The organism is Embleya sp. NPDC020630, from assembly GCF_044334985.1.
Lineage (GTDB): Bacteria > Actinomycetota > Actinomycetes > Streptomycetales > Streptomycetaceae > Embleya.
In genome coordinates, this window is record NZ_JBIRUB010000003.1 from 379001 (window position 1) to 399152 (window position 20152).

Below are 20152 nucleotides of genomic sequence, written 5' to 3' on the forward strand. Positions count from 1 at the left end.
TCAGACCTTCGCGGAGCGCTGTTCCTCGACGGGCTCCCCGGGTCGGCCCGCTCCCGGGGCAGTCTGCCCGGCATCGCGGCGCGGCATCCACAGGAACACCACGACCGCGCCGATCAGGCCGACCACCGCCGAGCCGATCGAGGCCGCGTGCATCGCGTCGATGAAGCCGTCCTTGGCCGGGTCGACCAGCGCCGCGCCCCGGTCGCCGAGCCGGCCGGCGACCGCGAGGGTGGCCTCGACCGAGTCGCCGGCCGGGCCGCGCGGCACGTTCGGCGGCAGCTTGTCGAGGTCGCCGGAGATCCGGTCCCGGTAGACCGAGGACAACACCGAACCCAGGATCGCCACGCCGAGGGCGCCGCCCACCTGGCGCACGGTGTTGCTGACCGCGGATCCGGCGCCGGCCTTCTCGCGCGGCAGCGAGGACATGATCGAGTTGGTGGCCGGCGGCATCACGTGCGCCATGCCCGCGCCCTGGAAGAAGAAGACCACGCACAGGATCCAGATCGGCGAGGTGCGGTCCATCCAGAGGAAGGACAGGAAGCTCAGGCCGACCAGCAGCATGCCGCCGGTGGTCACCGCGCGCACCCCGAACCGCTTGACCATCACCGAGCTGCGCGCCGAGAACAACAGCTGCGCGACCGCCAGCGGGAGCAGCAGCAGACCGGTCTCCAGCGGGGTGTAGCCGCGCACGCTCTGCAGGTAGAAGGCCATGAAGAAGGTCACGCCCAGGAGCGCGAAGAAGATCAGGCCGATCGCGGCGGCCGCGGCGGAGAACGCCGGGTCGCGGAAGAACCGCACGTCGAGCGCGGGGTGGTCGCTGCGCTTTTCGAACCAGACGAAGAAGGCCAGTACGGCCAGGCCGAGCACGATCGTGCCGATCACCTCGATGCTGCCCCAGCCCGCGTCGCCGCCGCGGATGATGCCGTAGACCAGCGAGACCAGGCCCGCGATGGACAGCACCACCCCGATCGGGTCGAGCCGGCCCGGGCGGGGATCACGCGAGTCCGGCACGAGCACCAGCATCGCGACGATGCCGACGATCACGATCGGGACGTTGATCAGGAACACCGAGCCCCACCAGAAGTGGTCCAGCAGCGCGCCGCCGGTGATCGGGCCGATCGCGATCGCGAGACCCACCGCGCCGGACCAGATGCCGATCGCCTTGGGCCGCTCCTGCGGCTCGAAGACGTTGCTGATGATGGAGAGCGTGGCCGGCATCACGAACGCGCCGCCGAATCCCATCACCGCGCGCGCCGCGATCAGTTGACCCGGGCTCTGCGAGTAGGCGGACAGCAGCGAGGCGAGACCGAAGATCACCATGCCGAACAACAGCGTGCGCTTGCGACCGAAGCGGTCACCCAGGATGCCGGCGGTGAACAGCAGGCCGGCGAAGACCAGCGTGTAGGAGTTGATCGCCCACTGGAGTTCGCTCTGGGTGGCACCCAGACCCTTGTCCGGGTCGGCGATGGTCTTGATCGCGACGTTGAGGATGGAGTTGTCGAGGACGACGACCAGCAGGCTGATCACCAGGACGCCGAGGATGGCCCAGCGCCGGCGGTGTATGTGCTCGTCGACGGTGCGTATCGGGGGAACGTTCGCTGCGGTCACGGGTGAGGCTCGATTCGTACGACACGTGGACACTGCTCGATTCCCCTTCAGGCTAGCGAGCCTTTACGAAACGAGACGGTCTCGTATTGCAAAGCCTCGGCAAACGTCGCGGCCCGCCATCGGTCCACCATCGGTCCGCGACCTGCCCACGACCGCCCTCCGACCGGCTCCCGACCCGCCTCCGGCCACCCGGAATCCCCCGCCCGACGCCTCTGTTGTGCTGTTCGGAGGCATGTCACCATGGCCTTGTCCGGGGACGCCGTCCGAGCGCCTCGAGTCGGGAGAACACCATGTCCAGCAACAAGTCCGCGCAGCCGATATCCGCTTCGGCCGAGGGTCCGGGACTGACCCTGTACGGCGGCGACGGAACCGGGCGCCGGGTCACCGTGCGCGACCTGGCCCGGGCCAAGCGGGCCGGCGAGCGGTGGCCGATGCTCACCGCGTACGACGCGATGGTCGCCTCGGTCTTCGATGACGCGGGCATCCCCGTACTTCTGGTCGGCGACTCGGCCGGCAACAACCACCTCGGCTACGAGAACACCGTGCCGGTCACGATGGACCAGCTCGTGATGCTCACCGGCTCGGTCGTGCGCGGCACCAAGCGCGCGCTGATCGTGGCCGACCTGCCGTTCGGCTCGTACCAGGAATCCCCCGAGCAGGCGCTGCGCAACGGCGTGCGCTTCCTCAAGGAGGCCGGCGCCGGCGCGGTCAAGCTGGAGGGCGGGCGGCGCTCGGTGCCCCAGGTCGAGGCCCTGGTCGCCGCGGGTGTCCCGGTGATGGCCCACCTCGGGCTCACCCCGCAGTCGGTGCACGCCTTCGGCGGCTACCGGGTACAGGGGCGGGACGCGGAGAGTGCCGAGCAGTTGATCGCCGACGCCAAGGCGATGCAGGCCGCGGGCGCGTTCGCGGTGGTCCTGGAGTGTGTGCCGGAGGAGCTGGCCGCCCGGGTCACCGACCTCCTCGACATCCCCACCGTCGGCATCGGCGCGGGCGCGGGCACCGACGCACAGGTGCTGGTGTGGACCGACATGGCCGGCATGACCACCGGCCACACCCCCAGGTTCGTCAAGCAGTACGTCGACCTGCGCAGCGCGCTCGGCGACGCCGCCAAGGCGTTCGCGGGCGACGTGGTCGGGGGTGCCTACCCGGCACCGGAACACGCGTTCCACTGAGTGTCCCGGCAGGGCCGTACGATGCGAACTCCCGGTCGTACGGCCCTTCCGCCTGTCTGGAGCAGTTCGTGACGCACCCCTACGGAGATTACGGCCGCCCCGCGGCCGGCTCGCTGCGCCATGTGCGGCCGAGCCCGGTCTTCCTCGCCATCGTCGCGGTCTGCGTCGCCTCGGGCTGGTACGCGTGGCACGACGACGGCACCTCCGAGCCCGCCACCCGCACCAGCGTGTTCCTGCTGGTCATGTCGGGTTGGCTGGTCTCGTTGTGCCTGCACGAGTTCGCGCACGCCTTCGCCGCGCTGCGCTCGGGCGACCACAGCGTGGTGGGCAAGGGCTATCTGACCCTGGACCCGCTCAAGTACAGCGACCCGCTGCTGTCCTTCATCCTGCCGACCGTCTTCGTGCTGCTCGGCGGGATCCCGCTCAGCGGCGGCGCGGTCTATCTGGACCGCGGCGCGATCCGCGGCCGGGCCCGCAACAGTCTGGTGTCGGCGGTCGGACCGCTGACCAACGCCGTGCTGGCCGGCGTCCTCGCGCTGCTGCTGTCGTCCGGCGTGGTGGACGGGGCGAGCGCGACCTTCGTGGCGGCGTTCTCGTTCCTGATCCAGCTCCAGGTGATCGCGGCGGTGCTGAACCTGCTGCCGGTGCCGGGTCTGGACGGATACGGCGTGCTGGAGCCGTGGTTGCCCTTCGAGTTCCGCCGGGCCATCGCACCGTACGCGCCCTACGCGATCCTGTTCCTGTTCGCGCTGTTGTGGTCGCCGTCGGTCAACCACTACTTCTACGACGTGGTCGACCACATCACCGACGCGCTGGACGTGTCGCCGTACCTGGCCGGCGACGGCTACCGGCTGTTCCGCTTCTGGTCCTGAGCGTCCGCGTCCTCCGCCGATCCCGCCGAGTCCCCGCTCCGCCGCCACAGCCGGCTCAGCCGACCCGGCCGCCTCGGCGGCCGGGTCTCGTCGGGCGTCAGGTGGTGTTCGGGCACCTCGTAGCGGTGCAGGTAGCTCCCGACGAACGCCTGCGCGGTGGCCGTCACCGGGATCGCGATCAGCGCGCCCACCGCGCCGAGCAGCGCGGCGCCCGCGATCACCGAGCCGAACGCCACCGCCGGGTGGATCTCCACCGTGCGCGCGGTGATCCTCGGGAGCAGCAGGTAGTTCTCGAACTGCTGGTAGGCGGTCGCGAACAGCACCACCCACACGGCGGCCACCGGACTCACCGTCAGCGCGATCAGCGCGGGCAGCACGATCGCGATGTAGGTGCCCACGGTCGGCACGAACTGCGAGATCAGCCCGACCCACAACGCCAGCGGGATCGCGTACGGCAGGTCGAGGACCAGGAACGCGACGTAGTGCGCGAACGCCGAGATCAGCGCGAGCGCGGCGCGCGAGTAGAGGTATCCGCCGGTCTTGTCGATCGCGATCTCCCACCCGCGCAACACCTCGGCCTGACGGCCGGGCGGCAGCAGCGAGCACACCGCGCGCCGCATCCGCGGACCCTCGGCGGTGAAGTAGAAGGTGAACAGCGCGATGGTGAAGAGCTGGAACAGCGCGCCGACGATTCGGGCGGACCAGCCGAGCGCGTGGTTCGCCACCTCCTCGGCGTAGCCCTGCACGGTGCCGGTGTCCTTGAAGATCTTCCCCTGGATCTTCTCCACGGTCAGATCGGTGCCGAAGGTGCGGTTCGCCCACGCGACCAGGTCCTCCAGGTAGCGCGGCAGGTGGTTCGCGAAGGCGACCACCTGGTCCACCAGGAGCGAGCCGACCACCGCCACAAATCCCGCGCAGGCCAGGAAGACCGTCACGAACGCGATCCCCGTGGCCACGCCGCGCCGCATTCCGCGGCGGGCGAGCCGGTCCACGGCGGGCTCGAACGCGAGCGCGAGGAAGAAGGCCACCAGCAGGTCGGTCAGCAGCGTGCGCAACTGGCTCAGGGTCCAGCCGAGCAGCCGGAAGCCGGCGATCATCACGAGGACCAGGAACACCGCCCGCGGCAACCAGGACGGCATGTGGTCGCGCGCCGCGACCCGGGTGGTCCGGCTGTCGGGTGTGGTCACGTGGGCTCCCTGTCCGGTCGCGCGACATGTGCGATGCCATGCGTCGTATGACAGAAAGAGACTAGAGCGTCACGTTGGGTGGTTTTGTGCAGATTCGCCCGCACGGACCGGCGGGACCCAGCCGGGTCCCGGTCCGGACGCCGGGCTCAGGCGCGTTTGGTGGTCGGCAGGTCCATCGACACGCACACGCCCCGCCAGACGTCCTTGGCGTCGATGCCCGCGGCCAGCGCCTCGTGCACGGTACGCCCGCCCAGTTCGGACATCACGTGGTCGCGGGCGAAGGACTCGAAGTACGAGTCGCCGAAGTGCGCGCGCATGCGTCGCCAGAAGTCGGTGAGTCCCATACGACCAGTATCCCGGTGCGGGCCGGCCGGCCCGCCGCCCACACCGCCGCCCGCCTGTCGACCGACGCGAATGTCGGAGCCACCGGGCACCATGGGGAGTTATGCCACACGACGATTCCGCTTCCGTCCTGGCCGGCTTCTCCCCCGCCACCCGGGCGTGGTTCACCGGCGCCTTCCACGCGCCGACCCGGGCCCAGGAGGGCGCCTGGCGGGCGATCGCCGAGGGCAAGGACGCGCTGGTCGTCGCCCCGACCGGTTCCGGCAAGACGCTCGCCGCCTTCCTGTCCGCGCTCGACCGGCTCGCCGCCGAGCCGGTGCCGGAGGATCCCCGGCGACGTTGCCGGGTGTTGTACATCTCGCCGCTCAAGGCGCTCGCGGTCGACGTCGAGCGCAACCTGCGCAGCCCGCTCACCGGCATCCGGCAGGCGTCGGTGCGGCTGGGCCTGCCCGAGCCCGAGGTGACCGTGGGGGTGCGCTCCGGCGACACCCCCGCGGCCGATCGGCGCCGGTTCGCGACCAGGCCGCCGGACATCCTGATCACCACGCCCGAGTCGCTGTTCCTGCTGCTGACCTCGCAGGCCCGCGAGGCGCTGCGCGGGGTGGACACGGTGATCGTGGACGAGGTGCACGCGGTCGCCGGCACCAAGCGCGGCGCGCACCTGGCGCTGAGCCTGGAGCGGCTGGACGAACTCCTGGAGCGGCCCGCCCGCCGGATCGGCCTGTCGGCGACCGTGCGCCCGGTCGACGAGGTGGCCCGGTGGATGCGCGCCACGGGCGAGGTGCACGTGGTCCAGCCCCCGTCGGCCAAGACGTTCGAGCTGTCCGTGGTGGTCCCGGTCGAGGACATGGGCGAGCTGGGCGGCGGCACCGGCGACTTCGACGAGGCCGGCAACGAGCGCAAGACCTCGGTGTGGCCGCACGTCGAGGAGCGCATCGTCGACCTGATCCAGGCGCACCGCTCGACCATCGTGTTCGCCAACTCGCGCCGCCTGGCCGAGCGGCTGTGCGGCCGGTTGAACGAGATCGCCTACGAGCGGGCGACCGGCGAGGAGTTGCCCCAGGACGCCTCGCCCGCCGAGCTGATGGCCCAGGCCGGCAGCAGCAAGGGGGCGCCGCCGCTGCTCGCCCGGGCCCACCACGGCTCGGTGTCCAAGGAGCAGCGGGCCCAGGTGGAGGAGGACCTGAAGGCGGGCCGGCTGCCCGCGGTGGTGGCCACCTCCAGCCTGGAGCTGGGCATCGACATGGGCGCGGTGGACCTGGTCGTCCAGGTCGAGTCGCCGCCCTCGGTGGCCTCCGGCCTGCAGCGGGTGGGCCGGGCCGGCCACCAGGTGGGCGCGGTCTCCCGGGGTGTGGTCTTCCCGAAGTTCCGCGGCGACCTGGTACAGACCGCGGTGGTCACCGAGCGGATGCGCGAGGGCGCGATCGAGTCGGTGCGCGGGCCGCGCAATCCGCTGGACGTGCTCGCCCAGCAGATCGTCTCGATGGTCTCGGTCGAGGACCGCGACGTGGACGCGCTGCTCGCGCTGATCCGCCGGGCGGCGCCGTTCACCGCGCTGCCCGCGTCGGCCTTCGAGGCGACCCTGGACATGCTCGCCGGCCGCTACCCCTCCGACGCGTTCGCCGAGTTGCGCCCGCGCATCGTGTGGGACCGGGTGGCCGGCGTGTTGTCCGCCCGTCCGGGCGCGCAGCGGCTCGCGGTCACCTCCGGCGGCACCATCCCCGACCGCGGCCTGTTCGGGGTGTTCCTGGTCGCGGGCGAGGCGAAGTCGCGCGTGGGCGAGTTGGACGAGGAGATGGTCTACGAGTCGCGCGTGGGCGACGTGTTCACACTCGGCACCTCCTCCTGGCGGATCGAGGACATCACCCACGACAAGGTGCTGGTCTCACCCGCCCCCGGGGTCCCCGGCAAGCTGCCGTTCTGGCACGGCGACGCGCTCGGCCGGCCGGTGGAACTGGGCCGCGCGCTGGGCGCGTTCGTCCGCGAGGTGGGCGCGCTGCCGGCGGATCGGGCGCGTGAGCGGGTGGCCGCCGCGGGCCTGGACCCGTGGGCGGTGGACAACCTCCTCGGCTACCTGGGCGAGCAGCGCGAGGCGTGCGGCCACGTCCCCGACGACCGGACCATCGTGGTCGAGCGTTTCCGCGACGAGTTGGGCGACTGGCGGGTGGTGGTGCACTCGCCGTTCGGCGCGCAGGTGCACGCGCCCTGGGCGCTGGCCATCGCGGCTCGGCTGCGCGAGCGCACCGGCCTGGACGTACAGACGATGCACGGCGACGACGGGATCGTGCTGCGGCTGCCCGACACCGGCGACCCGTTCGGCGACGCCCCCGAGGACCTCGCGGCCGGTGCGCTGCCGCCGGACTTCGCGGTGTTCGAGGAGGCCGAGGTCGAGCCGCTGGTGACCGCCGAGGTGGGCGGCTCGGCGCTGTTCGCGTCGCGCTTTCGCGAGTGCGCGGCCCGGGCCCTGCTGCTGCCGCGCCGGATGCCGGGTCGGCGCACTCCGCTGTGGCAGCAGCGCCAGCGTTCGGCCCAACTGCTCGCGGTGGCGAGCGAATACGGCTCGTTCCCGATCGTCCTGGAGACGATGCGCGAGTGCCTGCAGGACGTGTTCGACGTACCGGGCCTGACCGGGCTGATGCGCGACATCGCCACGCGCGCGGTGCGCATCGTCGAGGTGACCACGACCGAGCCGTCGCCGTTCGCCCGCTCGCTGCTGTTCGGCTACGTCGCGCAGTTCATGTACGAGGGCGACTCGCCGCTGGCCGAGCGGCGGGCGGCGGCGCTGGCGCTGGACTCGCGACTCCTTGCCGAGTTGCTGGGGCAGGCCGAGCTGCGCGAGTTGCTGGACCCGGAGGTGTTGGCGCGCACCGAGGGCGAGTTGCAGCGGCTGGCCGAGGATCGCCGGGTGCGGGACGCGGAGGGGGTGGCGGATCTGCTGCGTTTGCTCGGGCCGCTGACCACCGCCGAGGTGGCGGCGCGGGCCGAGCCGGGCTTCGAGCAGGAGTGGTTGGCCGGTCTGGAGCGGGCCCGGCGGGTGATCCGGGTGCGGATCGCGGGCGAGGAGCGCTGGGCCGGCATCGAGGACGCGGGCCGGTTGCGCGACGCGCTGGGCACGCCGCTGCCGGTCGGGGTCCCGGAGGCGTTCACCGAGCCGGTCAAGGACCCGCTGGGCGACCTGCTGGCCCGGCACGCGCGGACACACGGCCCGTTTCGCGCGGGCGATGTCGCGGCCCGGTTCGGCCTGGGCGTCGCGGTGACCACCGGCACGCTGGAGCGGCTGGCCGCGAACGGGCAGGTGGTCTCCGGCGAGTTCCGCCCGGGCGGGTCCGGCCTGGAGTGGTGCGGCGCCGAGGTGTTGCGGATGCTCCGCCGTCGTTCGCTGGCCGCACTGCGGCACGAGGTGGAACCGGTGCCGCCGGTCGCCCTCGCCCGCTTCCTCACCGCGTGGCAGGGCGTGGGGGCGAGCGGGGTGCGCGGCCTGGACGGACTGGTCCGGGTGATCGAGCAGTTGCAGGGCGCGAGCGTGCCCGCGTCGGCGCTGGAGAAGCTGGTGCTGCCCTCGCGCGTGGTCGGCTACACACCCGCGATGCTGGACGAGTTGTGCGCGGCGGGCGAGGTGCTGTGGGCCGGGCACGGCGCGCTGCCCGGCAAGGACGGGTGGCTCTCGCTCTACCTCGCCGACGCGGCCCCCTACCTGCTGCCACCCCCGGTGCCGCTGGACACGGGCGATCTGCACCGGGCGATCCTGACCGCGCTCGACGGCGGGTACGCGCTGTTCTTCCGGCAGTTGACGGAGCGGCTGGCCTCAAAGACGCCGGCGTCGGAGGCGGCGATCGCCGAGGCGCTGTGGGACCTGGTGTGGGCCGGGCGGGTCACCGGGGACACGCTCACCCCGCTGCGGGCGCTGCTCGGGTCGGGGCGCACCTCCGGCTCGACCGCGCACCGGGCCCGGCGGGCGACCCCGCGCGGGCGGTACGCGGGCCTGAGCCGGGGCCGCCCCGTGGCGAGCGCGCGCACCGGGCCGCCGACCGTGGCCGGGCGCTGGTCGCTGGCCCCCGTGCCCGAGCCGGACCCGACCCGGCGCGCCCACGCGCTGGCCGAGACGCTGCTCGACCGGCACGGCGTGGTCACCCGCGGCGCGGTGGTCGCCGAGGGCAGCCCCGGCGGCTTCGCGGCGGCGTACAAGGTGCTGAGCGTGTTCGAGGAGGGCGGCCGGGTCCGCCGCGGCTACTTCGTGGAGGGCCTGGGCGCGGCCCAGTTCGCCGCCGACGGCGCGGTGGACCGGCTGCGCGCGGTGCACAACGCGAGCGAGCGCCGCGAGCCGCACGAGCGGCCCGACGCGGTGGTGTTGGCCGCCGCCGACCCGGCCAACCCGTACGGCGCCGCGCTGCCCTGGCCGGACCGACCGGGCGAGGCCGGCGGCGGCCACCGGCCCGGGCGCAAGGCCGGCGCGCTGGTGATCCTGCTCGACGGCGAGCCGATCCTGTACGTCGAACGCGGCGGTCGCACCCTGCTGTCGTGGACCGACGACCCGGATCGGGTGGGTCCGGCGGCCGAGGCGCTGGCCGACGCGGTGCGCGCGGGCGCGCTGGGCAAGCTGACCGTGGAGAAGGCCGACGGCGCCGAGGTGCTGACCTCCTCGCTGGGCAAGGCGCTGGAGGCGGCCGGGTTCCATGCCACCCCGAAGGGGCTCCGCCTCCGAGGGTGACATCGTTTCGTTACACGAGCGCCCGGTCCGCGAAACACCCCGGTCATGTACGTCCCGCAGGATCGTGGTCACGGACGGCGACCCGGGAGCGATCCCGGTGGACCGGCCGGCACCATCCCGCCCGTGGCGACCCTGCACGCGTCACGGTCGGGTGCACTCGGATCCGGCGTCGCGGACGTGTTCCTGGCCGCGCGTTCGCGACGTCGGTCCGTGCAGCGCGAAGCAGCGCGCGGCAGCGCGTGTCCCGTGGCGTCACCGACCCCCGGGGGCGGCCGCACCGACGGGTCCGGGGGGACTCGGGGGCCGGCCCCGGGCCGGGGCGCACGGCCGGCGGCGCGGCCGGGACAATGGCGGTATGCCCGAAGGCGACACCGTGTACCAGGCGGCGCGGCGACTGCGCGCGGCGCTCGTGGACCGCGAGCTGACCGTGACCGACTTTCGCGTGCCCGCGGTGGCGACGGTGGATCTGACCGGCCGCTCGGTGCTCGAAGTGGTCCCGCGCGGCAAACACCTGCTGACCCGCATCGAGGGCGGCGTCACGCTGCACACCCACCTGCGCATGGACGGCACCTGGCACGTCCAGGACACCGGCGCGCGCCCGCTGCCCCGCCCCTGGCACGCGATCCGACTGGTGCTGGCCAATACCGCGCACACCGTGGTCGGGATGCGGATGCCGGTGGTGGAGCTGCTGCGCGGCGCCGACGAGTCGACCGTGGTCGGGCATCTGGGCCCGGACCTGCTCGGCCCGGACTGGGACGCGCCCGAGGCGGCCCGGCGGCTGGCCGCCCGCCCGCGCCGGCCGATCGGCGAGGCGCTGCTCGATCAGCGCAATCTGGCCGGGATCGGCAACGTGTACCGGGCCGAGCTGTGCTTCCTGCGCGGCGTCGCACCGTGGACCCCGGTCGCCGAGGCGGGTGACCCGCTCGCCTGGGCGGTACTGGCCCAGCGCCTGCTCGCGGCCAATCGGGACCGGGTCGGGCACGTCACCACCGGCGATACCCGGCCGGGCCGGCGCCACTGGGTCTACGGGCGCGCCGGTCGCCCGTGCGCGCGCTGCGGCAGCGGAATCCGGCGGGCCGATCTGGGCGATCCGCCGAGGGTGACCTTCTGGTGTCCACGCTGCCAGCCGTCACCCGATGGAGGTACACCCGGTGACCGACGACCCGGTGGTTCGTCGTACCGGGCATGACCCCTCCCCGGATCCTGTCCGTCCTGGTGCTGCCCGTGCTGTTCCTGGTTTCGGCCGGCTGCACCTCGGTATCCGCGCCGACCCCCGTACCGCGCCCGCAGACCCCGCCCGCGGCCGCCGCGCCGCACGGGCCGACCGGCCCCTCCCCCATCGACCCGATCGCCGGCGAGCCCGCGCCGGCGATCACCGCCCTGGCGGGCGGCTCGGCCGAGCCGGCCACGACCGAACAGCCGACACCGCCGGCGGACGATCCCACCGAGGACGCCGCACCGCCGGCCGCCCGCCCGCGCCCCCGGACGCAGACCGGCCCGGCCCACCCGCCCCGGTCGGCGCACACCGGCGACGGCCGGACCGGACGGCCGGCGCATATGCCCGCCGACCCCTGCGACGCCCTCGCGGCGGCCGGCGTGTTCCCCGCCGGCGGCGAGACGCACCGCTGGTGCCGCCGCCAGGAGGGCCTGCGGTGACGCCGATCTCCCCGGCCCACACCTTTATTGACTGTTCGTCAGATGGCTCGTACGGTCGGCGCGCCATACTCGACCAGCGCCGGGAGGTCACCCGTGTTCCGTGAAGCCCTCGATCTGACCGGCCGGGTCGCCGTCGTCACCGGCGCGGCGTCGGGCATCGGCCGCTCCAGCGCCGAGGTGCTGGCCGAACTGGGCGCGACCGTGGTCTGCGCGGACATCCACGAGGCCGGGGCGCAGGAGACCGCCAAGGCGATCGTGGCCGCCGGCGGCGCCGCGACCGCCGCCGCCGTGGACACCTCGCGGGCCGCACAGGTGGACGCGCTGATCGACGACACGGTCGCCGCGCACGGCCGGCTCGACGTACTCGCCAACATCGCCGGGGTGATGCACCTGAGCACGGTGATCGAGACCGAGGAAGCCGACCTCGACCGGGTCCTGGCGATCAACTTCAAGGGTGTCTTCTTCGGCTGCCGCGCCGCCGCGCGGGTGATGTCGGCGCAGGGCTTCGGCAGCATCGTCAACATGGCCTCCGGCGCGGTGGACACCGCCACGTCCGGGCTGCTGTGCTACGGCGCGGCCAAGGCCGCGGTGGTGCAGTTGACCAAGACGCTGGCCACCGAGGTCGGCCCGAGCGGCGTGCGGGTCAACGCGGTCGCGCCGGGCTGGATCGTCACCGGGATGACGGGCCGGCACTGGACCGACGCGGACGGCAACGAGGACGAGGAGCGCAAGGCCGCCGTCGCCGCGCCGATGGCGCGGATGGCCCCGCTGCGCACCGTCGGCGAGCCCACCGACATCTCCTACGCGGTGGCCTACCTCGCCTCGGACGCCGCCAAGTTCGTCACCGGCCAGATCCTGCGCCCCAACGGCGGCGTCGCGATGCCCTGGTAGGCCGCCCGCGATCGGTCCCGCCCATGCCGAGGCCCCGTCTCCCGTTTTCGGGGACGGGGCCTCGGTGTCGTGTTCGGGTCGATCGGGCCCGGTGCCCGGCGCGCGGCCGCGGCTCAGGCCGCCACCACCACACTCACCGCGTTGTCGCCGGCGATCGGGGCGGCGCCCGACGTCCGGTCGTTGTTTTGACGCTCGGTGGCGCGCTCGTTCGGCGTGAAGCCGGCACCCACCGGCTCCAGGACCGGGCGCATCGCCTCGGCCGAGGCCAGCTCGGCGAGGGCCAGCTCGTCGCTGACCTCCCGCATGAGCACGGACATGCGCACGTCCAGCGCGTCGCAGATCGCGGCGAGCAGTTCGGACGAGGCTTCCTTCTGGCCGCGCTCGACCTCGGACAGGTAGCCAAGGGATACCCGGGCTGAGGACGAAACCTCGCGCAGGGTGCGACCCTGACGCTGGCGCTGGCGCCGCAGCACGTCACCCAGCAGGCGACGGAGCAGGATCATCGGTCGCTCCCTCCTAGGGCGGCTCGGGGGGTCACAGCCCCACCGTACCTGCCCGACCGTGCGGGTGTGCCCGCCTTGCCGTCCTGTTCACTCAGGGCGTGGAACCTTGACGGCGGGGGTCCCCAGGGTCCATAGGCGTTCCGGTTCACTCCCACCTCGATTCGCTGCACGTCCTCGGCCGGCCTTTTGTGTCTCCCCCGGACGCCCGGCCGCCATGGTCTCGTCGGCCGATCGGCGCGCCCGGTCACCCCGTACACGCCGGGTCCTGCTCGGTCGGCAGGCCGGCCACCACACACCGAAGCAGGTCGAGCGCGCGGACCGTGGTCATCTCGCGGATCCTGCCCCGACTGCCCGAGAACAGCAGGGAGAGCACGATTGTTCCCTCGGGGCCGGCCACCGCGATGTATACGGTGCCCACGGGCTTTCCGTCCTGGGGGTCCGGACCGGCGACCCCCGTCGTGGCCACCCCGTACGTACCCGACATGACGTCGCGCACACCCTCGGCCATGCGCGCGGCCACATCCGGGTGAACCGCGCCCTCCGCGGCGAGCAGATCGGCGTCCACGCCGAGCACCGAGCCCTTGAGGTCGGTGGCGTACGCGGTGACCGAGCCGCGCACGCTCGCGGACGCGCCGGGCACCGAGGTCAACTCGGCGGCGATCAGGCCACCGGTGAGCGATTCGGCCACCGCGACGGTGGCGTCGCGCTCGCGCAGCAGGTCGAGCACCACGCCGGCGAGGGTGTCGCCGGCCTCGCCGTAGACACACCCGCCGAGCAGTTCGCGTGCCCGCGCGGCGGCGGCGTCCACCTCGGCGGCGCCGCCGGGGGTGGCGGAGGTGAGCTTGACTCGGGTCTGTCCGGCGGTGGCCAGGTAGGCGACCTCGACCGCGCCGTTCCGGGCGAGTTCCTTCTCCAGCGGCTCGAGCATCGCGGCGATCACCCCCTCGCCGATCGAAGCGGTGAGCAGTTGGCGCTGCGCGCGGGTCGGCGGCTCGCCCGCGCGGCGCAGCAGGTCGGGCAGGACCTGCTGCTCGGTCATCGCGATCATCTCGTGCGGCGGGCCGGGGATCGCGTAGACCGCCACGTCGCCGATCACCACCGCGATGCCGGGCGCGCTGCCGTTCGCGTTGGGCAGGCTGCGCCCGCCCTCGGGGACGTCGGCCTGCTGGAGGCCGAGTGCGGTGAGGGTGCGGTTCATGCCTCGGTAGCGCCGGCGCAGCCAGTCCTCGATCGCCGGGTCGCGGCGCAACGGCACACCGGCGACGGCGGCGATCGCCTCGCGGGTGCGGTCGTCGGAGGTGGGGCCGAGGCCGCCGGAGACGATCACCGCGTCGGCGCGCCGGACGGCCTGGGTGAGGACGTCGGTCATCGCGTCGAGGCCGTCGCCGACCGTGGACACCCCGCTCACCCGCAGACCGGCGGCGGTGAGTCGGCGGCCGAGCGTGCCGGCGTTCGTGTTCTCCACGTCGCCGACCAGCAACTCGTCCCCCACCGCGACGAGTTCGATCTTCAATTCGCGCATGGTCCCGCTTCCCCGCTTCCCCCGTGGTCGGGATTCGTCCCGACGGTCAGCCCTGTCCGGCGGGCACCGGGGTGCCGCGTCGCAGTCGTACGGCCTTGACGATGTAGTCCAGGCCCGTCACCACGGTAACGATCACCGCGGCCGCCATGATCCAGGCCCGGGTGCTGGCCAGCGGGCCGGTCATGACCAGTGTGTACATCCCGATCGCGCTGCCCTGGAGCATGGTCTTGGCCTTGCCGCCCCGGCTGGCCGGGATCACGCCGTGGCGGATGACCCAAAAGCGCAGCAGGGTGATGCCGATCTCCCGGGCGAGCACCACCAGGGTGACCCACCAGGGCAGGTCGCCGAGCGCGGACAGGCTGATCAGCGCGGCGCCCATCAGCGCCTTGTCGGCGATCGGGTCGACGAGTTTGCCGAAGTCGGTGACCAGGTTGTGCATCCGGGCGAGCTTGCCGTCGAACAGGTCGCTGATGCTGGCCACGGTGAACGCGGCCCAGGCCCAGGCGCGCCAGGCGGGGTCGTGGCCGCCGTCCTGGAGCAGCAGGGTGACGAAGACCGGCACCAGGGCCACCCGCATCAGCGTGAGCGCGTTGGCGGCGTTCCAGGCGCTGACGGAGGTGGTGGGGTCGCCGAGGCGGTCGGGCTTCGGCGGGTGGTTGGCGGCGGCGGCCCGAACGGCCTCGGCCGGGCGCCGGCGCGGCGGTGCCGGTTCGGCCGTCACCGATCGCCCCCGCGCACGATCACATCGATCGCCTCGCCGTACAGGTCGGCGCCCTCGCTGTCGGTGACCCGGACCCGGACGAAGTCGCCCACGCGCAGGCCCTCGCCGACCACCGTGGTCGAGCCGTCGGTCTCGGGGGCCTGGTGGGCCGCGTGGCCCTCGGCGCTGCCGTCCTCGCCGAGTTCCTCGATCAGCACGACGATCTCGGTGCCGATCCGGTCCTCGGCGCGCTGTGCGACCAGTTCCTCGGCGAGCCGGGAGATCCGCTGCACGCGGGCCTCGATCACGTCGGCGTCGAGCTTGTCGGGATAGTTCGCCGCCTCGGTGCCGTCCTCGTCGGAGTAGCCGAACACGCCGATCGCGTCGAGCCGGGCTGCGATCAGGAAGCGCTCCAGGTCGTCCACGTCCTGCTCGGTCTCGCCGGGGAAGCCGACGATGAAGTTCGATCGGGCGCCGGCCTCGGGGGCCTTGGCCCGGATCTGCTCCATGAGGGTGACGAACGCCTCGACCGAGCCGAATCGGCGCATCCGGCGCAGCACCGGCTCCGAGGCGTGCTGGAAGGACAGGTCGAAGTAGGGCGCGACGCCGGGCGTGCCGGTGATCACGTCGATCAGCGTCGGGCGCATCTCGGCGGGCTGGAGGTAGTTGACCCGCACCCGCTCGATGCCCTCGACGGCGACCAGTTCCGGCAGCAGCGTCTCCAGCAGGCGCAGGTCGCCCAGGTCCTTGCCGTAGGACGTGGAGTTCTCGCTGACCAGGACGATCTCGCGGACGCCCTGCTCGGCCAGCCAGCGGGCCTCGGCGAGCACGTCGGAGGGGCGGCGGGACAGGAACGAGCCGCGGAAGGAGGGGATGGCGCAGAACGAGCAGCGGCGGTCGCAGCCGGAGGCGAGCTTGAGTGAGGCCACCGGCCCCGAGCCGAGCCTGCGGCGCAGGGCGCGCGGCCCGGACGCGGGCGCGACGCCCTCGGGCAGGTCCTCGGGGATGCCGTGGCCGGGCACCGCGACGTCGGCGGCCTGGCGCTCGACGGGGGTGATCGGCAGCAGTGCGCGGCGGTCGCGGGGCGCGTGCGGGATGTGGCTCTCGCCGGCCAGGATCGAGCGCAGCCGGCCGGAGATGTCGCCGTAGTCGTCGAAGCCGAGCACGGCGTCGGCCTCGGGCAGCGCGCCCGCGAGCTGGTCGCCGTAGCGCTCGGCCAGGCAGCCGACCGCCACCACGGCCTGTGTACGGCCGTCGCCCTTGAGATCGGCGGCCTCCAGGACGGTGTCGATCGAGTCCTTCTTGGCGGACTCGACGAAGCCGCAGGTGTTGACCATGACGACGGAGGCGTCCGCGGCGTCCTCGACGAGGGCCCACCCGTCGGCCTCGAGCCGGCCGGCGAGTTCCTCGGAGTCCACCTCGTTGCGGGCGCAGCCGAGGGTGACCAGGGCGACGGTGCGCAGGGCGGCGGGGCTCTCGGCCGGGGCGGCGGGGCGGGTGGTATCGCGGGCGGACATGCCGGAAAGCCTACGTCAGACGCGGACGTGGACCGGACGCAGGGAAGCGTCGGATGGTTCCGGGGAGGTCACGATGCCCGGTCACCGGGGCGACGGGCTCGCCGACGCGCTCGTCCGCATCTGCGGGACCGGGTCGCCGGGTACGAACGTGCGTTTGACCACCTCGCCGTCCTCACCCGCCGGGCCCAGGTCCCGGCCGTTGACGTTCAGTCGCGCGGCGCCCGAATTGCCGACCTGGACCTGCAGCTGCGTGGGGTCCTCGAAGGTCTTGGCCTCGCCCTTGTCCAGGATCGTCTCCAGGATCTGCTTGTCCCTGGAGTCGAACGCGCGGACCCAGCTGCGCCCGTCGACGGCGGTGATGGTGACCACCACGCCGGGCGGGAACTCCGGAGCCTTGCTCACCGGCGCGACCGAGGACGGCGGCGGGGGCGGCGGGGCCGGGGCCGCGGGGGCGGCGGTGGTCGGGGCGACCCGGGACGCGGTCTCCTTCTCGTCGTCGGCCCGGCCGCCGGCGAGTTGTACGAAGGCGAAGATCAGCACGATGACCACGGCGACGCCCATGGCCAGGGTCCAGTTGGGGCGGCGGTATTCGATCGACTTGCGCGGCGAGTCGAAGATCTCGGTGGGTCGGGGGGTGCTCGTGCCGCCGACGGTGTGGTCGTACTCGGCGATCAACGGCGCGGGCTCCAGGCCCGTGGCGCGCGCCAGGGTGCGAATGTGGCCGCGGGCGTAGAAGTCGCCCCCGCACGGCTCGAAGTCGTCGTGTTCGATGCCTTCGATGATGACCTGTCGGATCCGGGTGACCTCACTGAGCCGATCCACGGTGAGACCGGCCCGTACGCGCGCCTCGGCGAGGCTTTGACCGATCGACACTGTTAGCCCCTTATGTGTCATTCATCACGACTGACACCAATCATCACTTAAGTCCGATCATTCTCCGCGCAACGTGGCCATAACCTGCTCGATTTCATCCGGTTTGATCAACACCTCGCGCGCCTTGGAGCCCTCGCTCGGTCCGACGATGTCCCGGCTCTCCATCAGGTCCATCAGCCTGCCCGCCTTGGCGAAGCCGACGCGCAGCTTGCGCTGGAGCATCGAGGTCGAGCCGAACTGGGTGGACACCACCAGTTCGACGGCCTGGCAGAGCAGGTCGAGGTCGTCGCCGACGTCCTCGTCCACCTGCTTCTTGCGATCCGGTCCCGCGGTGACCTCGTCGCGGTACTCCGGCTGCAACTGCTCCTTGCAGTGCCGGGCGATCGCCTCGATCTCCTCCTCGGTGACGTAGGCGCCCTGCATCCGGATCGGCTTGCTCGCGCCCATCGGCAGGAACAGCGCGTCGCCCTTGCCGATCAGCTTCTCCGCGCCGGGCTGGTCCAGGATGACCCGGCTGTCCGCCAGCGAGGAGGTGGCGAACGCGAGCCGCGAGGGCACGTTGGCCTTGATCAGACCGGTGACCACGTCCACGCTGGGGCGCTGGGTGGCCAGCACGAGGTGGATGCCCGCGGCGCGGGCGAGCTGGGTGATCCGCACGATCGAGTCCTCGACGTCGCGCGGCGCGACCATCATCAGGTCGGCCAACTCGTCGACGATCACCAGCAGGTACGGGTAGGGCTGGATGTCGCGCTCGCTGCCCGGCGGCACCTTCAGCTTGCCGGCGCGCACCGCGACGTTGAAGTCGTCGACGTGCCGGAAGCCGAAGTTGGCCAGGTCGTCGTAGCGCATGTCCATCTCGCGCACGACCCACTGCAACGCCTCGGCGGCCTTCTTCGGGTTGGTGATGATCGGTGTGATCAGGTGCGGAATGCCCTCGTAGGTGGTGAGTTCGACCCGTTTGGGGTCGACCAGCACCATCCGCACCTCCTCCGGCGTGGCGCGCATCATGATCGAGGTGATCAGGCCGTTGATGCAGCTCGACTTGCCCGCGCCGGTGGCGCCCGCCACAAGCAGGTGCGGCATCTTGGCCAGGTTGGCCACCACGTCGTTGCCCTCGACGTCCTTGCCCAGCGCGGCGATCATCGGGTGCGCGTCGCCGGCGGCGGTGTCGGAGGCCAGGATGTCGCCGAGGCTGACCATCTCGCGGTCGGTGTTGGGGATCTCGATGCCCACCGCGGACTTGCCGGGGATCGGGCTGATGATCCGTACGTCCGGGCTGGCCACGGCGTAGGCGATGTTCTTGGCCAGCGCGGTGATCCGCTCCACCTTCACCGCCGGGCCCAGCTCGATCACGTAGCGGGTCACCGTCGGGCCCCGGGAGAAGCCGGTGACCTGCGCGTCGACGTTGAACTGCTCGAACACCTTGGACAGCGCCGCGACCACGTCGTCGTTGGCCTTGCTGCGCGCCTTGGCGGGCGGGCCCTTGCGCAGCAGCGCGGGGCCGGGCAGGTGGTAGGTGATGTCGCCGGAGAGCCTGAGCTGCTCGCTGCGCGGCGGCGCGGGGGTGTGCGCCGGGGCGTCGGCGGCGCGGGCCCGCAGATCGGTCACCACCCGGGCGGCGGCGGCCTTGCGCGAGCGGGCGGGCGGGACGATCAGGCCGGCGTCGCCCGCGTCCAGCGCCGCGGCGGCGGCCGCGGCCACGTCGACCGCGTCCGGATGGCCGGTTTTGGCCGCCGGGCTCGGGCGGCGGCGCGGCCGGGGTTTGCGCACCGGCGCCGGCGCGGGCTCGTCGTCCTCGTCGAAGCCGGCGAACCCGCTCGGGCGGTCGTCGTCCTCGTCGTACGGCTCCGGCTCGGGCCCCTCGATGAAGCCGAGGAAGACCCCGAGGCGCTCCGGCACCGCGTTGATCGGCGTCGCGGTGACCACGAGCAGCCCGAACACGATCAGCAGCACCAGCAGCGGCACCGCGACCCACCGGGTGACCAGGTGCACCGGCGGGGTCGCGAACGCCCAGCCGACCAGCCCGCCCGCGTCGCGCATCGCCGCCGCGCCGTCACCGGGCTGCGGCGTCCCGCACCCGACGTGGATCAACCCGAGCACCGCGCACACCAGCGCCGTGCAGCCGATCACGATCCGCCCGGTGGCGTCCTTCTGGTCGGGATGGCGCATCACCCGCACGCCCAACGCGCCGACCAGGAACGGCACCAGCACGTCCAGCCGGCCGACCAGGCCCGCGACGACCGCGTTGACCCCCTCGCCGACCGCGCCGTCGATGGTGCCCCACGCGCCCGCGGCGATCACTATCGCCAGGCCGAGCAGGGCGAGCCCGAGCCCGTCCCGACGATGCGCGGGGTCGAGTCCGCGCGCGCCGGAGCCGATGCCCCGCGCGAGTGAACCGAACGCGTGCGCCAGCCCCAGCCACAGCCCCTTGAGCGCCTTCCCGAGCAACGCGGGCACCCCACCGAGCAGTTTCGGCGGGGGAGGCGGGGGCGGGGCCGCCTTCCTGGCGGGAGCCTTCTTCTTCGCGGCCGTGCGCGGTTGCGCTCCGCCGCCGGACGCACGTGTGGCCATGTCCCGAGGTTACCGGTGGACCCTCTCCAC

15 protein-coding genes are annotated in these 20152 nt (G+C 73.0%); 6 read left to right on the forward strand and 9 right to left on the reverse strand.

Annotation, left to right across the window (positions count from 1 at the left end):
• Positions 1–1608, reverse strand: coding sequence for an MFS transporter (locus ACH4XV_RS13160; RefSeq protein WP_395789202.1), 1608 nt, complete (start codon positions 1606–1608; stop codon positions 1–3).
• A 290-nt stretch (positions 1609–1898) separates the two neighbouring features.
• Here ACH4XV_RS13160 and panB point away from each other — a divergent pair, with 290 nt between their 5' ends.
• On the forward strand, positions 1899–2780 hold the full coding sequence (gene panB, locus ACH4XV_RS13165) for a 3-methyl-2-oxobutanoate hydroxymethyltransferase (protein WP_395789204.1): 882 nt from the start codon (positions 1899–1901) through the stop codon (positions 2778–2780).
• Between the two features lie 68 nt (positions 2781–2848).
• Positions 2849–3652: a site-2 protease family protein gene (locus ACH4XV_RS13170; protein ID WP_395789206.1), complete on the forward strand. Its 804-nt coding sequence runs from the start codon at positions 2849–2851 to the stop codon at positions 3650–3652.
• Here ACH4XV_RS13170 and ACH4XV_RS13175 read toward each other — a convergent pair.
• The gene (locus ACH4XV_RS13175) at positions 3625–4839 is read right to left on the reverse strand and encodes an AI-2E family transporter (protein ID WP_395789208.1); all 1215 of its coding nucleotides are present in this window, start codon (positions 4837–4839) and stop codon (positions 3625–3627) included. The two genes, ACH4XV_RS13170 and ACH4XV_RS13175, sit on opposite strands and share 28 nt — an antisense overlap.
• A 146-nt stretch (positions 4840–4985) precedes the next feature.
• Positions 4986–5183 carry a DUF3046 domain-containing protein gene (locus ACH4XV_RS13180; protein WP_078977480.1) on the reverse strand — a complete coding sequence of 66 codons (198 nt, stop codon included), beginning with the start codon at positions 5181–5183 and terminating at the stop codon, positions 4986–4988.
• 101 nt (positions 5184–5284) lie between these two features.
• Here ACH4XV_RS13180 and ACH4XV_RS13185 point away from each other — a divergent pair, with 101 nt between their 5' ends.
• From ACH4XV_RS13185 to ACH4XV_RS13200, 4 genes are all read left to right on the forward strand, one after another.
• The gene (locus tag ACH4XV_RS13185; RefSeq protein WP_395789210.1) at positions 5285–9889 is read left to right on the forward strand and encodes an ATP-dependent helicase; all 4605 of its coding nucleotides are present in this window, start codon (positions 5285–5287) and stop codon (positions 9887–9889) included.
• A 355-nt stretch (positions 9890–10244) separates the two neighbouring features.
• The gene (locus tag ACH4XV_RS13190; protein WP_395789212.1) at positions 10245–11078 is read left to right on the forward strand and encodes a DNA-formamidopyrimidine glycosylase family protein; all 834 of its coding nucleotides are present in this window, start codon (positions 10245–10247) and stop codon (positions 11076–11078) included.
• The gene (locus tag ACH4XV_RS13195; protein ID WP_395789214.1) at positions 11075–11545 is read left to right on the forward strand and encodes a hypothetical protein; all 471 of its coding nucleotides are present in this window, start codon (positions 11075–11077) and stop codon (positions 11543–11545) included. Before ACH4XV_RS13190 ends, ACH4XV_RS13195 begins: the two co-directional genes overlap by 4 nt.
• A gap of 93 nt (positions 11546–11638) precedes the next feature.
• Positions 11639–12436 (forward strand): SDR family NAD(P)-dependent oxidoreductase, encoded by a 798-nt coding sequence (locus ACH4XV_RS13200; RefSeq protein WP_395789216.1) that lies wholly within the window; start codon positions 11639–11641, stop codon positions 12434–12436.
• Between the two features lie 113 nt (positions 12437–12549).
• Here ACH4XV_RS13200 and ACH4XV_RS13205 read toward each other — a convergent pair whose 3' ends face one another.
• From ACH4XV_RS13205 to ACH4XV_RS13230, 6 genes are all read right to left on the reverse strand, one after another.
• Positions 12550–12939 carry a helix-turn-helix domain-containing protein gene (locus tag ACH4XV_RS13205; RefSeq protein WP_078977475.1) on the reverse strand — a complete coding sequence of 130 codons (390 nt, stop codon included), beginning with the start codon at positions 12937–12939 and terminating at the stop codon, positions 12550–12552.
• A gap of 244 nt (positions 12940–13183) precedes the next feature.
• Entirely contained in the window at positions 13184–14461 is a 1278-nt protein-coding gene (locus tag ACH4XV_RS13210) for a CinA family nicotinamide mononucleotide deamidase-related protein (RefSeq protein WP_395789218.1), read from the reverse strand.
• A 46-nt stretch (positions 14462–14507) separates the two neighbouring features.
• Positions 14508–15182: a CDP-diacylglycerol--glycerol-3-phosphate 3-phosphatidyltransferase gene (gene pgsA / locus ACH4XV_RS13215; protein WP_126638402.1), complete on the reverse strand. Its 675-nt coding sequence runs from the start codon at positions 15180–15182 to the stop codon at positions 14508–14510.
• Entirely contained in the window at positions 15179–16678 is a 1500-nt protein-coding gene (rimO, locus tag ACH4XV_RS13220; RefSeq protein ID WP_380003122.1) for a 30S ribosomal protein S12 methylthiotransferase RimO, read from the reverse strand. The genes pgsA and rimO overlap by 4 nt, the downstream gene beginning before the upstream one ends.
• An 81-nt stretch (positions 16679–16759) precedes the next feature.
• Complete coding sequence (locus ACH4XV_RS13225) at positions 16760–17551, reverse strand: helix-turn-helix domain-containing protein (protein ID WP_395789221.1); 792 nt, start codon at positions 17549–17551, stop codon at positions 16760–16762.
• 57 nt (positions 17552–17608) lie between these two features.
• Positions 17609–20122, reverse strand: coding sequence for a DNA translocase FtsK (locus ACH4XV_RS13230; protein WP_395789223.1), 2514 nt, complete (start codon positions 20120–20122; stop codon positions 17609–17611).
• Positions 20123–20152 lie beyond the last annotated feature (30 nt).